This window comes from Pseudoruegeria sp. SK021, assembly GCF_002119405.1.
Taxonomy (GTDB): domain Bacteria; phylum Pseudomonadota; class Alphaproteobacteria; order Rhodobacterales; family Rhodobacteraceae; genus Meridianimarinicoccus.
In genome coordinates this window covers 1-14,326 of sequence record NZ_MTBG01000035.1, presented here as the reverse complement: position 1 = coordinate 14,326, position 14,326 = coordinate 1, and the positions used below count along the sequence as shown (strand labels likewise).

The window sequence follows — 14,326 nt, the reverse complement described above, 5'->3', positions numbered from 1 at the left end:
TATGTCGCGCCACGCCCCCCTTCAACGGGCCAGCAAGATATCGGCCCGAAGCCCGCCCAACCGCTCGCTCTGACCCAGCTGCAGACTGCCGCCGTGTTTTCGGGCGATGTCTGACGCAATGGCCAACCCAAGCCCGACGCCGCTTCCGCTATTTTGGTTGCGGGACGGATCAAGCCGGGCAAACGGTTTGATGGCGTTTGTCCGCTGCTCTGCCGGGATACCGGGGCCGTCATCCTCAACCCGGATGCGCACGAAACCGGACAGCAGCTCCACCCGAACGTCAGCCCGGTGACCATACCGCACCGCGTTGCCAATGAGGTTTTCCAAAGCGCGGGTTACCGCCAACGGTCGCGCCAGCACCAAGCCGGTTTGATCCATATGGGCAATCTGCACCGCCTGACCGCCGCGTACCGCATTCGCGACCACTTCGGCGGTCAAGGCCGCCACGTCCACCTCGACCGCATCGTCCAGCGCATCACCGCGGGCGAAGGCCAGAAATTCGTCGATCAGCCGTTCCATGTCGCGGACATCGCGCTGCATGTCTTCGGTATCGTCCGTTTCCTCCTGCATGGAAATCGCCAGTTTCAGCCGGGTCAGAGGCGTGCGCAGGTCGTGACTGATCCCAGATAACATCAGCGTGCGCTGCTCGATCTGGCGTTCAATCCGGTCGCGCATGTCCAAAAAAGCCGCGCCCGCTGCCCGGACCTCCAGCGCGCCGCTGGGCCGATAGGCGGTGTGCCGCCCCATGCCAAACGCCTCGGCCGCCCGCGCCAACCGCCGGATCGGCCGGATCTGGTTGCGCAAGAACAGGATCGAGATCAGCGTCATCAAGACACCGGTCGCAACCATCAGAACCAACAGCTGATGCGGATTGGTCGCCGAGACCTGATCGCGCGGCACACGCAGCTCTACCCCGCCATTGAGCGTACTAAGGGATACCCGCACTTGCCGCGTGTCCGACACAAGATCGACCCCCGTAACCGTCGGAAGCCGCGCGCGCAGCGTCTCAATCACGACCCGCCCCGACAGATCAAAGAAGCCGCGCTTGTCACTGGTATTCAGATCTGCGGGCATGCTCACGGTCAAGGACAGCGCCTTGCCCAGATCGACCGCCACCGCCTGCGCCGTCGGCAAATCGGGCTGAACATCCAACTCGCGGATCAGATACCGAATTTCAGGCACAATGTTGCGCGTCATCTGACTGGTCACGCCTTCGAAATGACGTTGGATGAACATGATAGAGACCACCAGTTGCATACTCACAACCGGCAGAATCAGAATAAGGGCCGCACGCCCGTAAAGGCTGTCCGGTAAGTAGCGCTTGATCCATTGAAATAGCATAGACATATCTGATCATGACCCGAACAGAACGGAAAGCGCGAAATGGATCCGGCCAGCTTCGACCCCGCCCCCGGCGTGCCAGTGCCCCTCGCCCCCGGGTTGCAGCGCATTCTGGCCCCGAACCCATCGCAGATGACCTTTCGCGGCACCAACACCTATCTGGTGGGGCGCACCGACGTGGCGGTGATCGATCCCGGCCCAAATCTGGCGCAGCACTGCAACGCCATTCTGTCAGCCATCGGACCGGGCCAGCGGATCAGCCATATTCTGGTGACCCATCCGCATCTGGACCACAGCGCCTTGGCCCCGGCCCTGTCCCGCCTGACCGGCGCGCCGGTTCTGGCCTTCGGTCCCCCATCGGCCGGACGAAGCGCACGGATGCACCGGCTGGTGGCCGAAGGATTGTCCAGCGGCGGCGAAGGCGTCGATACTGATTTTGCACCCGACATTTGCCTGCCCGATGGCGCCGTGGTGACCGGGAGCGACTGGCAGATTACCGCGCTCTGGACCCCAGGCCATATGAGCAGCCATATGGCCTTCGTCTGGCAGGATGCCTTGTTGTCCGGGGATCTGGTCATGGGCTGGTCCAGCTCCATCGTCTCGCCCCCCGACGGCGACTTGGGGGATTCTCTGGCATCGTGCCGACGCCTTGCCCGCCACCCGGCCAAGATCCATTATCCCGGGCACGGCGCGCCGATCACCGACCCAAAGGGGCGCATCGACTGGCTGCTGTCGCACCGCGCCCACCGCGAGGCACAGATCCTGACGGCACTTGCCCAATCCCCCGCAAGCATCCCTGAACTTGTCGATCGAATCTACGCCGACCTCGCCCCCGGCCTACGTACCGCCGCCAGCCGCAACGTCCTGGCCCATCTGGTCGACCTCTGTGACCGGAGCCGCGTTACGGCCCGGCCACGGCTGTCAGAAACGGCCGATTTCCAGCGAATCTGACAGCATGAAAAAAAACTGAAAATGCCTATGGACGCCCCCGATAGGCATTGTTATACGGCCTCAGGTTTTCCGGCGTAGCTCAGCGGTAGAGCAGTTGACTGTTAATCAATTGGTCGTAGGTTCGATCCCTACCGCCGGAGCCAATTTACTAAAAGTACCAGCTAGTTACGCAGCGGTACAATGCTACCACAGCAATTTCCGAAGATCGGGGGAACGCTGGGGGAACAATGGCCACCCTATTATTTAGGTCTGTTCCGAGCCACAAAGCATCAGTTCAAAACCTCGGATTTCATTGCAGCAGTCATCCAGCGCCCTCCTTCGATACCGTCGAACGATTCGCCAGCCATCACAGCATCCGATTCTGTTCAAAGCCGCGTCCTGCTATGTCGCTGGCCAGCTTTACGCCCCGTTCAATCTCGCGCACGACTTCAAGGCCAGATTCCGCCAATAGCGCCAGCGCCTCTTGCAGGTCGGGGTGATCGTCAACCTCACAGTGCCGCATCACTTCCTTGATGATTAGGAAATTACCCTTGGCCACACTGGTTGGAACTTGCCCTTCGTCCCATCCTACAAACACATCACACACAGCGCCGCAGGCATCCTTGGCGTTGTCAGGCAAGCTGTCGAGGTAATCCGCCTGTTGCTTCCTTACCGCGCTGATCTTCTCAAGGTCGGATTCATGCACAGCATCACATGTTAGGGCCATCCGGTTTGCCTTGCTGTTTTCCAGATCGGAAACAGGGCGCAAATGTTCGTTCGCGCTGGCGCGTTGTTCATTGGACATTGTGTTGATCTCTGATTGAATTATTGGTAACATGGTTACTAGAATGACGCGGTGCCGCCAGTCAATACAAAAAGTAACAGGGTTACTATATGAACGCAATTCAGTGCAAAATGGCTCGGACGGCGACAGGTCTCGGCGTAAGGGACTTGGCCGCTAGGGCAAAGGTTTCACCGAACACGATTGCAAGACTTGAGCGCGGCGAAGATTTGAAGCCCGCAACGGTTGAAACGATTCGTGAGGCCCTAGAAGCCGCTGGCGTCGAGTTCATCGCGGAAAACGGTGGCGGTGCAGGGGTGAGGCTGCGCAAGTAGCCTTTGAAAGCCAAGCCCAGCTCTACGGAACATTTCAAGACGTCGATCATTCGCGGACCTGATTATCCGATACCATGAAATCGCGGGCACGCCGTTACTCCTAGGAAATTTCGGCTTAGTCCATTATGGCCTTTTTCAAGCGGCTTTCCCGACTTAAGCTATGTTTATTGGCACCTGAATTATTAAACTACATGTCTGCTGCTCTAAAGATGCCTGCGGATGGGACCGCCTTGAAATTGAGTAGGCTGGCCGTGTACATATTTTATCGCGAAAAACAATGAGGTGCGCTGTTGATTAGATTTTTTGTCTCCGCGCTCATGCTCCTAGTAGGACTTGCACTAGCGGCCTGTGCGCCCATCTCGAGCGATAGAACCTCTCAAGGTATTTCAAGTTCAGAAATTGCAGTTCCAGCAGCACTCCCGGGCTTTTCTGAAGTCCAGCAGGTAGCTGCGGCAAGCCATCAGCGAAACTTGCAGGACTGCAAGTACGGACTGTCATCCTGCAATCGTAGCGCGTTGAGTTCATCTGAAGTCCAGCAGGTAGCTGCGGCAGACCATCAGCGAAACTTGCAGGACTGCAAATACGGACTGTCATCCTGCAATCGTAGCGCGTTGAGTTCATCAGAGATTCAACAAGGCGCGAATACAAGCGCCGCTACATACCCATCCCCGCCAGTCGCGCCAAAAACTTATGGAGGCGGCTGTGCTGAGAATGGATCCTGCTATGGCGACATCAGCACCGGAACAGGCAGGCCTAAGACCGTTGGCGTCGGTGGCTACCATCGAAGCGATGGAACCTATGTTCGAGGTCACTATCGAAGCGCGCCACGTTGATAGGCCCTTAAATCACTGCAACCGACCGCTGGGCCTTAAGCGGGACGACAGAAAGGCCAGCGACTGGATCACACAGCGCCGGTCAACTGGCCTCCAAATCGCGGGGTCCGATTAATTAGCCCCCGCCGTCCAGAGCGTGGCCGATCTGCGCCGCGTCCATTATTTGACAAATATAGACCGCGCCTTGACGGGGTTTGTGCACTCACCGCCTAACCGCGATGCTTTGGGCTGACTGAACCGCAAGTACATCCGACCGGTTCACCGCCTTTGAATTCCGCCGAAAATCAAACACGAAAATCAAACGACGGGGTTAAAATCTCTGAATGTGTATCACGCGGGTTTCCAGTCGAAGCCGATAGCCAAAAAATGACTACCCCCCCCCTATGCCTGTCGTCGCGCCGCCATCTTGGCCGCGCGTATCGCCTCGGGGTATCCTTCGTGCGCCGCCTCTATCCGTTGGCACTCGCCGTCATGGCACGATGCGCACACGGTCCATAAGTTCGACGTTTCCCAGAACAGGCAGGCATCGCCATCGTGCGGCGCGATGTGATCAACGTGTAATCGTGACGTGTCGGTGTGCATTGCCCCGCACATACCGCAGGTGAACATATCCCGCGTCAGGATGCGCCACCGCAACCCGCCTTCGCCTTTGTCGTCACCACGCCATGCCCGGCTAGCGTAGAGCGCGCGGCCCGGTGTGTTCTGTTTGCGGAATGCAGATCGCCCTGCCGCGTCCGTGGGTGCCTGTGATCTGGTCTGCAACCGGGTATGCACCTTGGCCAGCCGTGGCGCGGGTGATGACAGCCTCGCCATTTACGCCAGCCGCCAAGCCAGATCGGCGGGGATGTCGACGACGGCCACGTATGTTTCTTCCGGGGTGTCAGTATGCCCGTACAACATGATCGTCGCGCCGACCTCGGTCAGTTCAACGTCGATCTGTGTTATGCCACGCAAGTCCGCCGCCATCGCCAGTTTGACCGCCCGGAATTCTGATTCCGTCATGGCCGCCCCTCCAATTCCCGGATGCGTTGTTCCTGCCAGATCATGCGCACGGTGAGTTCAGCCAGCATCTCGGTTACGCCGCCCGCGTGTTTTGCTCGGACCTCGGCTTCCGGCTGGCCCGTCGCTTGCGCGGTGTTCTTTACGATGCCGTCGAGGTGGTCGGCAACGGCCATGCGCAGTACCGCCGACCGCTCGCCTACCGCTAGGTGCCGAGGGTACGCCGGGACGCCTGCCGCCGCTCGTGGGGCTTCCGGTGCGTTGAGGCTCACCCGCTTTACTTCGGTGATGGTGGCCTCGGCATTTGCAGGGACCGCGACCGCCGAAACCTCGATGACCTCCCACTTCCGGAAACGCAGCCCGCCGCCCGGCAACGGCACCGCGTCCCGACCGATGAAGCCGACGCTTAAACCCTTAATCAGCCCAGCGCGAATCATGCCCCACGCTTCGTCTATCCGCGCCGATGTTCCTTCCGGCGCGACCTGTGCCTTAATCCGGATGCCCGTCGATGTCGCCCGCGCCTCGATGACCTCGCCAATGGGCTGCATGTGATCGTGACCCAACAGCAGCGGAAACGGCAGGGAAAACTCAGCGCCTAACGGGTCGAGGATGTCGCCCTGGCGATCGGTCGCCGGGGTCGATGCTGTGCCTACGATGGTGCGATCCTGCCCGCTGGCCTTCCGGAGCTTGACCACGGCATGGGCGCGGCGTGTTTGCGTCTCCACCATTACTCAGGCTCCCGTAAGTTCGAGGAATGCGACGGCATCGTCACGGATCGGCTCAGCGGCTAGAGTGAAGGTCGCCTTGACTGCGGTTGCGTTGGCTTGAAACAGCGACAGCAATCCCGTGGCCGTTGGTGTCGTCGAGTCGGCGGTTGGTGCGTCGTCCATTTGAATCGAACCGGTGTTGGATGCCGAAATATCGACGCCGGTAATCTGACCGCCCACGGCCCGCCCGTTGATAAGCGCCACACGACGCCCTGAAAGCCCGCCTGTGATCGTGGTGGGTAGCCCTAGCATTTCACCGGCAAAGGGACTCAAGCGCCCGCCCGTGTCCGCTACGGCCAGTGTATTAGCTGCCGATGGACTAACCGCCCAATACAGCCGCGAACCGCCCCGGACGTGAACCGCGTTGAGCAAGCCCATCAGCCCGGACAGATCGCCGCCAAGCAGGCTAGCCGTGGTCTGCGTTGCCGACGTTGTGCCAGAGACAGTCAACCGGGTGAACAGAGCCGCATCGGCTGCCAGTGATACGGCTTCGCGCAATTTGTTGATGACGTAGGCTTGGCCCTCGGCGGTAACGTCCTGCCAGAGTTCGTCAGACAGAACGGCCATCGACGCGACTTTGAACGCGCTCAAGACTTTCCCTTCGAGGTCCAGCGCAGATACCGGGATTGCCTTGCCTTCCGAGACGACGCTTGCCGACAAATCCGAATTCAACCCGACCAGCCGGGTGCGCAACGGGACTTTTTGCACCGCGTTGTCCGCAAACATTCGGGCAAGAATTGATTGCTCGGCCAACCCGGCAATGAACGCTCCGACGATTGGCGAACTGCCGGAAAGGTCAGACGACGTCGTCGCCCCGCCAACCGCTGTTTTGATGCGGCTAACGACTTCGTCCGGTGCGCCCAGCGATGCGAGCGAGCGTTCCAGTCCGAAGCCTTGGCTTGCGCCGTGGGCCTTTGCTCGGATGATCCAAGGCAAGCACGCGCCCGCTGTGACGGTCTCGGCTGTGATAGTTCTTTGCTGAATAGTCATGTGTTCTTCCAATGTTTTGATGATTCATCATGGCAGGACAGCGCCCGCTTTTGAATCGGGTCGGCGGTTTGGCTATCTGAAACCGCAAGCCAGCGTGTCCCGCCGCGTTCAGTCCCGCCGCGCTGAAAAGTTTCGCCCTCCCGTGCCGCAAGAAACCGGCCTAAACCGTGCGCAGACGTGACGCCCTCAGCCCGAAGTGCCGCCGCAAGTTCCGGTTCAGTGCCGCCCGTTGCCGCCGCCGCCGTGGCCTCAGCTTTTGCCATCCGCCAGACTTCGCCAGCGAGGAACCATTGGCCATCGGTTGCGTCGGCAATCGCCGTCACCAGATGCCGGGGCGACGGTTGTGCCGCGCCGATCAGATGCAGGATTAACGCCTCGATCCGATCCAGCCGCGCCGCGCAGGTGCAATTATTACGGCCAGCCTGATTTTTTTCGTGACCGCTCATTGGGCCATGTCCCCCGGATTTTTTGGGAGCGCGAAAGGAAAAGTCCAATCAACGGTGCGGCCCCCATTTAAATCGTCGGTGAAGGCTCCAGTTGCCAGCCACTTGGCCGGGGCACTTTTCGTCTGCCCCGTGCCTTTCAGATTTTCAGCCGACTGGTGGCTTTGGAAGAAAAATCCCATGGGCTGGGTCACCGTTCCCTTCGTTCCCCCCCATAGGGGGAGGGAACGGAAGGAACGCTGTATTGACCGTGTTGCCAATCGTTGCATGGAACGGGAGGGAACGGAGGGAACGCTCATTCCTCGCACCTCCAAGCAAAGTCATCAACGACGCGGACGATCCCCTTCTCTTGAAGCGCATTCTTTGCTTTGTGAAAGGCAGTGCGCCGGGTACTTTCTCCCTCGCCACCGGAAAGGCTGTGACGGTCGCAATAGTCACGCCAGACAACGAGAGGGACGCATTGCCGGGTTTGCGGGAACATGTCGCCGTGCTTTTTCTCGCCGTGATGAGCCATCGCATCAGCTAAGGCTTGCAGGGCGATCTTCTGCTGACCACTCACCCTGATCTTCTTACTCACAGCTTCAGCTTGCTCGACAACGGCAGACGTTACGGCATCGCCGTCCACATCGTTTCCGAGGAACACACTGCGCAGAGTGTAGGCAAACACCTTGTCGCACGGCATGTCGCGTTGCTTGCGTGTCTCAGCCATCACAACGTTGTCCGTGCGCGTCAGTTCGATTTCGGTATCAACTGCCCCACGCAGGGCGCTACTGCCCCGCGCGCCCTTGCTAGCATCCTTGCCACTGTGATGGATGACCATGACATGCGCCCCGGTTGCTTCTCGGATTGCGTCAATGTTCCGAACGAATGCCCCCATGTCGGTTGCCGTGTTTTCATCTCCGGCCCCCATTGCGCGAGCCAGTGTATCGACAACGATCAGAACAGGAACAGCGCCTCTCAGAGCCTCGATTAACGCCCCCGCATCCCCAATTCCGCAAAGGTCCAGCACGGTTGGGAGAAGCGAGAAGCCGTTTTCCGATGCCGCCGCGATCAGGTCTGGGTGTTCACGCTTTACCGCTTCGATCCGATTTAGAACGCCCGATCCGCCCTCACCGGCCACATAAACAACGCTCCCGCCATCGACTTTGCATCCGTGCCAGTCATGGCTCGCCGCGATATGAAGCGACAGGTCCAGAGCGAAGAACGTTTTGCCGACGTTGCTTTCGCCGTATGTGACAGAGAACGCCCCGCGATCCAGCCAGCCCTTGATAAGGTACTTGTTGTTGAGAACCGGACGAACTGAACTGAGCGGCCGCAGCTTTGTCGCCAGATCGCCCGCACGTGCTGACAGCGAGGGGAGGATGTAGCCGGGCGCTGGACGCTCCGCGCGAGCGCGCTGCATTTCCCGTTCCAAATCTGAGAAGTCACGCATCAAACCACGCCCCCCAACACATGGGCGCGAAATGCCGCCTGCCGGTTCTTCTGCATCGCGTTAAAGGTTGCGAGGCAGTAAGCGTCCTTTTCGTTCGGGCTGGCGCGATCCGCCCAGAACGCGGCCTGCTCCATCGTTGTACCCAATATCGTAATCGGCATACCTGCGCCCCCCAAGACTGCATCCGCGACCTTTTCTGCATCGTCCGTAGGCAAGGTCCGCAATATGGAAAGAGCCATGCAGGCTCGTTCCTCGTCGCTCAGATGCCGCGCTGCCGCTATTGAGAAAGCGTTCCAGCCGTCCGCATCGGCCAGCGTTAAGGCGTAGCTTAGAACCCGCAAGACGCGCCGATGCCCCTCTTTGGCAAAGCTGGCCACGATTGATGCAAAGGTGTCGCCGCGCTGGGTTTTGACACATGGCTGGGATTGAAAGGTGACTGCATCACGCACCGGAGCATTCATAACTCCACCCCCTGATTGCTGGGGGCTGGCAACAGGCCGCTAATCATCATGCGGTCGCGCTTCTCTGCTTCGAGGTCATCGACAAACTGAGTCCATTCGATGCGCCGCTCGATTGCCTTATTCAGAATGCCAGCAATCACATCGGGGGGAAGCGCCTCAAGCTGGCACGTTCCGCCAGTCCATGTCTTTGATCGGGTGTCGCTGGTCTTGGCCGGAGATGTCGGAAGGTTGTGGTGTTGCACCTGCTCACGTGTCAAAGCCACGCGCTCAAACTCGACGCTCACCAACCCGTGGGGCCTATCAGCTTCAACGAAGGCGCTCACGTCAGCCGCCACACTGTCGAAGATGGAAACCCCGCTCGGGTCATAGTCCCCGAGGTGCAGGATCACCGCCTCTTTCTCCATTCGGCAGATACGATCCGCCAACCGCTTCTTAGCCGTGAGACTGTCAAAGCCTCCCGAAGAATAGACCGGCACTGAGAACCACTCGGCCACTTTGTAAAGTTGGGGCAACATCCCCGCAGCCTCGCACCAAACCTCCATATGAACGCCCTGCGCCGTCAGCCGGTTGCGCGTGTATCCCTCTCCCAACTCCCGAACGTGACGCAGGAAGTCGTCGCGGTCGTCAAAGTGATCCATCGTCCATGTCGTCACACCATCGTCACGGATCGCATCGAACTGGATCAGCCCGCCCCGGCGAGCATTCGCTAGGTGGTGACATAGCCGCCCATATGCGGATTCGGTCTTGTCGTATCCGTGCGCACCAACCATCCGATAGAAAATTTGACGGCATGTCAGCGGCCAATATTCCTTGTATTCGATTAGGACGGCTTGAGCCTGATCCAGCAACTCGCGGGTTTTGCTGTTCGGCTTGTAGTTGCAGATATAGCCCCGGTTGCGTTTTTTACGGCTGGCCTGAATTTTTTCCTGAATCATGACATCGCCCCCCAACGCGCCATCGCTGGCTTGCGAAAAGGCACAATGCAGTTGGCGTGGCTGTCCCAGAAATGAGTTGCCCGATTAGCCGCTGTGCTATACGTCTTCGTCATGTGATTTCTACAATCTTTGGCCCCGGATGCAGTTGCCGCTGCGCCGGGGTCTTCTTCTGAAATAGTGTTCAAGCTGCCACCTCCGCTTGAGCTTCCAGCCATGCCGATAGACTGGCCTCGCGCCAGTAACGTCGTTTTGAAATGTAAATGGGCTTGGGGAAGTTGAGCGCCGGATCGTTCAGCCAGCGCCATAGGGTCATATCGGAAACGCCGCCAAGTGCGTCACGTACCGCCGATGCAGCTATAAGTTTGTGGTCCATTGTAAGCCTTGCGTTTTACTGCGTTAGGCTTCCCAAGTATCCATATCGGTTTGTGACAGATCAGGGGTGTGTCACAACTTTCTTCTTGCGTTGATACCAGATCGCACGATTTGCTTGACCATTCCTTCCAATTCCATTGCTAGCGGCAATGCGAGCAGCGTTTGAAATTGTATGCCCTGAATCAATGAGCCTTTGCATTTCCGCCGGTACATCTACCGTATGGATCGCCATTTCACCTCGGCGCAATGCCGCCCCTTCGTCAGATTTCTTCCTGTATTCGCGACCACTTATTGCCAGTTCCTCACGCGGCCTTCCGGTGGATAAATCCACTTCACAACGCCACCACATACGCTCTTGAACAGTTCCTAAATGCTCGGCCTCGCCAACCAAAATCGGGATTTCAGAAAACTGCCCGTTTGCGACTTTGGCCTCAAGACTGACGACATGCGCAAACGTCACCAGCCATTCATGGGCCAACCTTACGGCGCTATCTTCGCTGTATTCCATAATGCGTCGGGTGGATTCTTTATCCCCCAGATAAAGGCCATTCTGCTCAAGAATTTGTTGGCACCGTTTTTTGTTGGTGGCCCGCACGTTCACCGGAATACAGTTGGCTTCTAGCGCTTCAAAGAATGCATTCGCAAATTCTTCGGCGCTGGCAAAGTCTGAACTGTCCCGTTGAATAAACGTTCGCTCCTTCATTCCGACGCCTTTTGTAACTCGTTTTGCCATTATCGCGCTTCCCCAATTCGAACCACGTTATCCGCCGCGCCTTCCGTCAACCCAATGACGAACCGTGACCACGCTTCCAGCGCATTCCGCTTTTCATCGGCATAATCGTGCCGCTGATAGACACCAACGATCCCGCCGCCCGTGCCGCTTACATGGTTAAGAACGGCTTCTGTGACGCGCACAGGGATGCCCAGACGGGCCATGCCGGTTGCCGCCGTCCTGCGCAGATCGTGAAAGGTCCAGCGCGGTATCTCTACCGCCTCACCCCGTTCCTGCTCTGCAATCCGCTCCATTGCTTCGGCCAGATGCGCTCGCGCCTTGAAGAACCCGCTCACCGGGGTTTTGCCGGTCGTCGTGAAGATAAAACCCGGTCGCCCTTCGATCCGCTCCACCGCGTCCAGCACGCCGCGCACAGCCTCAGACAACGGCACATCATGCGCCCGACCGTTCTTTGTCCTGTCTGCCGACAAGTGCCACAAATCGCCCCGGAGTTCGCCCTCTGTGATTTGCGCCGCCTCGTTCAATCGTTGCCCGGTCAGCAGTAGTAGCTTGCCAAGCGGCCCCCATGCGTAGCCCTCCGCATCACACGCTTTCCAAAACCAGCGGATTTCATCGTCAGTCAACACCCGGTCGCGACTAACTTCCTTAGCCGCTGGCTTGACGCCGGTTGCCGGTGACATGGGTAGAATATCCCGTTCAACCGCCCAATTCAGAAATTTTGACAAGTAGGCTCGCACTCTATTTGCCGTCACCACGCGCCCGCTATCCGCGATGCCGTCCAAGAGGTCTAGCACGTCGCGCTTTGTGATCGACTGAATGTCCCGGTCGCCCCATTCCGCCACCACAAAGCGATCTAGTTCGCGCCGCATCACGTGGCCGCTCTTTAGTCCTTTGAGGTGCCGTTTGTCATACTGGCCGATCAAGGTCTTGATCTTGTCGCGGTGGTCCTCAGCCTTCGGTGCCTTTGCCGCCCGCACTTCTTCGGCAGGATCGCGGCCCTCGGTCGCCGACGCCAACGCGCCCCGTGCCCGTGCCCGTGCCTCTGCTAACGACAAGACGGGATAAGCACCCAAGGTCATGCGCCGATGCACCCCGCCATGCCGGTAACGCACTTGCCAGCCCTTCTTCCCGCTCGGCTGCACTGTCAGATAAAGCCCAGTACAAAGGCTATCTGGTATCTCTTGCCGCTTGTCGGATGGTTGCACCCTTTCCACGGTCGCAGCGGTCAGTTTCATGTCAATTTGCCCTTCGGGGGAACACTCTGGGGAACAGAGTAGCGGATACCTACTGTTCCCCAACGTTAGACGATGAAAGCCTTAAACGTCAATATTCATTGAATTTCAGCCTGTTATTCACGATGATAGTTTTACATCGTTTGGCGCTGATAGCCCGTAGAAAATGACTGTTAATCAATTGGTCGTAGGTTCGATCCCTACCGCCGGAGCCAAATCTCTCTTAGAGATCAAATAGCTACCCAGAACCCGCTTCGGCGGGTTTTCTGGTTTTTCCGGCTTGTCACTGAATTTGTCACCACCTGCGCCACATGCATGTAAGCGAAGGGCAGCGCCAGAATTTTGCCGGGAGTGAGAAGGAATCAGGCGGCAACGGTACCTAGTGATTCCCCGTAGCTCAGCGGCGACCTCCTATGTTTAATTTGCGGATGCGTGCGAACGACGGGGGCGCATTGGTGGGAAAGGCAAACTTCCAAGAATATGAACCACCACCCCCACGGTCCAGTCGATCACCCGGGGCCTACCCCATCCAGACCGCCGCGCAGGGCGGCCTGCATCCGCACGTATTGAACATTAAACAAGGTGGTTGGAAAGTTTCGCGTGATACTCCCACCTAGTCAGGGACCTCCTCCAGCAGGGGACCTTAGCTGCGCAGCAAGTGAACTTACACAGAGCGGACTCTGCCGCCGTTCGCCCATTGCTCCCCAATGGCTGCTGTCAGCCCAATTAAGAAACACTTGAAAACCACTCAGCAGACGTAGAACCTGCGTGCATGAGCTTTCTGCGAAAAAAGGTTTAGTAGTGCCCAAGAAAAGCAATTTCGAAATGGTTTCTACAGACGGCTGGACTGAAGAAGATCATAAAGCATACTTGGCCGAATCGACCCAACGGCACCTCGACCGAACCTTCTTTTTGCGGGCTTTAGCCCCCTCACCCTTCCATTGGCACTTCCAGCAAGCCAGTAATGCCTTGGCAGATGGTCTGTTTCTGCCGGGGATGTCCGGCCTATTGAACGGTATAGAAGCAAGCCTTCGAACCGTTTGCTGTCGCGTCAAGGATCATTCCTTGGCCGGTGACTTGGGTCGCGTGATGAGCAACCCGCTTCTGAAGGAAGCCCAAGAAGTTGGTTTGAAAATTGAAAACTTAGCGTTTCCCGGTGAGGGCGGATTTCTAGAAAAAATTAACCGACCGAAAGACCCGGTCCGTCTCGTGGCTCTCAGAAACGACGTTTGCCATGGAAATTTCCAAGCATATGTCCGCAACCTTCCAGAGATTGGTGAGTTCTTTACTCCTGAATGTTTGGGGCCGGTCTCGGCGGAACTTCTTGGTGTGAGCTATAAATGGGCTTTAGAAGTTTCAAGATTTATGGAGCAGCAAGGCTGGGGAGTTGCCAAGGCCGGATTGCAAACGCCAAAGAACCCTTTGAGCCAATGGTTAAGCTGAAGTAAGAAGCACATCTTGCGAACTTTTGCTTCGGCCCGCGGAAAAGGCCGATCCGGGCCCTGCCCGCCTAGTCTCAATGCGTCAGGAGTGATTTTGAAAACTCAGCTTCCTGCGCATAGCCGCCATCGGAGAAGAGAGGTGGTCCTAGATTTTAGACCAGTTTTCCGCCGAGCCAAGCTATAGCATTGGGTTCATGTCAGGCGGCGACTTTCAGGTGTTGATTGTGGGTATCATAAGCCTCACCGGGCGTCAGCAGCCCATGCGATGAGTGTGGGCGTTTTTCGTTGTAGTATGTGATC

17 protein-coding genes and 1 tRNA gene are annotated in these 14,326 nt (G+C 58.0%); 4 read left to right on the top strand and 14 right to left on the bottom strand.

Annotated elements, in window-relative coordinates:
- Window positions 1-21 precede the first annotated feature (21 nt).
- Window positions 22-1,341, bottom strand: coding sequence for an ATP-binding protein (locus BV911_RS15780; RefSeq protein ID WP_086054591.1), 1,320 nt, complete (start codon window positions 1,339-1,341; stop codon window positions 22-24).
- 42 nt (window positions 1,342-1,383) lie between these two features.
- Here BV911_RS15780 and BV911_RS15775 point away from each other — a divergent pair, with 42 nt between their 5' ends.
- Together BV911_RS15775 and BV911_RS15770 are read left to right on the top strand one after the other, a co-directional pair.
- The gene (locus tag BV911_RS15775) at window positions 1,384-2,292 is read left to right on the top strand and encodes an MBL fold metallo-hydrolase (RefSeq protein ID WP_086054574.1); all 909 of its coding nucleotides are present in this window, start codon (window positions 1,384-1,386) and stop codon (window positions 2,290-2,292) included.
- Between the two features lie 68 nt (window positions 2,293-2,360).
- Window positions 2,361-2,435, top strand: a tRNA-Asn gene (locus BV911_RS15770).
- 203 nt (window positions 2,436-2,638) lie between these two features.
- Here the strand turns inward: BV911_RS15770 and BV911_RS15765 are convergent.
- The gene (locus BV911_RS15765; RefSeq protein WP_086054573.1) at window positions 2,639-3,076 is read right to left on the bottom strand and encodes a hypothetical protein; all 438 of its coding nucleotides are present in this window, start codon (window positions 3,074-3,076) and stop codon (window positions 2,639-2,641) included.
- Between the two features lie 89 nt (window positions 3,077-3,165).
- Here BV911_RS15765 and BV911_RS15760 point away from each other — a divergent pair, with 89 nt between their 5' ends.
- A complete protein-coding gene (locus tag BV911_RS15760; protein ID WP_205963872.1) occupies window positions 3,166-3,387 on the top strand; it encodes a helix-turn-helix transcriptional regulator in 222 nt (73 codons plus the stop codon).
- 1,214 nt (window positions 3,388-4,601) lie between these two features.
- On the opposite strand, the gene BV911_RS20410 is transcribed toward BV911_RS15760, so the two are convergent.
- The 12 genes from BV911_RS20410 to BV911_RS15700 form a co-directional block, all read right to left on the bottom strand.
- Complete coding sequence (locus tag BV911_RS20410; RefSeq protein WP_371588278.1) at window positions 4,602-4,814, bottom strand: hypothetical protein; 213 nt, start codon at window positions 4,812-4,814, stop codon at window positions 4,602-4,604.
- Between the two features lie 219 nt (window positions 4,815-5,033).
- Window positions 5,034-5,222: a hypothetical protein gene (locus BV911_RS15750; protein ID WP_086054571.1), complete on the bottom strand. Its 189-nt coding sequence runs from the start codon at window positions 5,220-5,222 to the stop codon at window positions 5,034-5,036.
- Window positions 5,219-5,947, bottom strand: a complete 729-nt coding sequence (locus tag BV911_RS15745; protein ID WP_086054570.1) for an HK97 family phage prohead protease — start codon at window positions 5,945-5,947, stop codon at window positions 5,219-5,221. Before BV911_RS15745 ends, BV911_RS15750 begins: the two co-directional genes overlap by 4 nt.
- Window positions 5,948-5,950: 3 nt before the next feature.
- On the bottom strand, window positions 5,951-6,976 hold the full coding sequence (locus tag BV911_RS15740; protein WP_086054569.1) for a phage major capsid protein: 1,026 nt from the start codon (window positions 6,974-6,976) through the stop codon (window positions 5,951-5,953).
- Window positions 6,973-7,422 (bottom strand): hypothetical protein, encoded by a 450-nt coding sequence (locus BV911_RS15735; RefSeq protein WP_086054568.1) that lies wholly within the window; start codon window positions 7,420-7,422, stop codon window positions 6,973-6,975. The genes BV911_RS15740 and BV911_RS15735 overlap by 4 nt, the downstream gene beginning before the upstream one ends.
- Window positions 7,419-7,601: a hypothetical protein gene (locus BV911_RS15730; protein ID WP_086054567.1), complete on the bottom strand. Its 183-nt coding sequence runs from the start codon at window positions 7,599-7,601 to the stop codon at window positions 7,419-7,421. The genes BV911_RS15735 and BV911_RS15730 overlap by 4 nt, the downstream gene beginning before the upstream one ends.
- A 113-nt stretch (window positions 7,602-7,714) precedes the next feature.
- Window positions 7,715-8,851 (bottom strand): helicase RepA family protein, encoded by a 1,137-nt coding sequence (locus tag BV911_RS15725; RefSeq protein ID WP_086054566.1) that lies wholly within the window; start codon window positions 8,849-8,851, stop codon window positions 7,715-7,717.
- Entirely contained in the window at window positions 8,851-9,300 is a 450-nt protein-coding gene (locus tag BV911_RS15720) for a hypothetical protein (RefSeq protein WP_139840111.1), read from the bottom strand. Before BV911_RS15720 ends, BV911_RS15725 begins: the two co-directional genes overlap by 1 nt.
- Before the next feature lie 8 nt (window positions 9,301-9,308).
- Entirely contained in the window at window positions 9,309-10,247 is a 939-nt protein-coding gene (locus BV911_RS15715) for a hypothetical protein (protein WP_240512281.1), read from the bottom strand.
- A 181-nt stretch (window positions 10,248-10,428) separates the two neighbouring features.
- Window positions 10,429-10,620, bottom strand: a complete 192-nt coding sequence (locus tag BV911_RS15710; RefSeq protein WP_086054564.1) for an AlpA family transcriptional regulator — start codon at window positions 10,618-10,620, stop codon at window positions 10,429-10,431.
- 60 nt (window positions 10,621-10,680) lie between these two features.
- Window positions 10,681-11,352 (bottom strand): hypothetical protein, encoded by a 672-nt coding sequence (locus BV911_RS15705; protein WP_139840110.1) that lies wholly within the window; start codon window positions 11,350-11,352, stop codon window positions 10,681-10,683.
- A complete protein-coding gene (locus BV911_RS15700) occupies window positions 11,352-12,587 on the bottom strand; it encodes a site-specific integrase (protein ID WP_086054562.1) in 1,236 nt (411 codons plus the stop codon). The genes BV911_RS15705 and BV911_RS15700 overlap by 1 nt, the downstream gene beginning before the upstream one ends.
- Before the next feature lie 798 nt (window positions 12,588-13,385).
- Between BV911_RS15700 and BV911_RS15695 the strand changes: the two genes are divergently transcribed.
- Window positions 13,386-14,027: a hypothetical protein gene (locus BV911_RS15695; protein ID WP_086054561.1), complete on the top strand. Its 642-nt coding sequence runs from the start codon at window positions 13,386-13,388 to the stop codon at window positions 14,025-14,027.
- Window positions 14,028-14,326 lie beyond the last annotated feature (299 nt).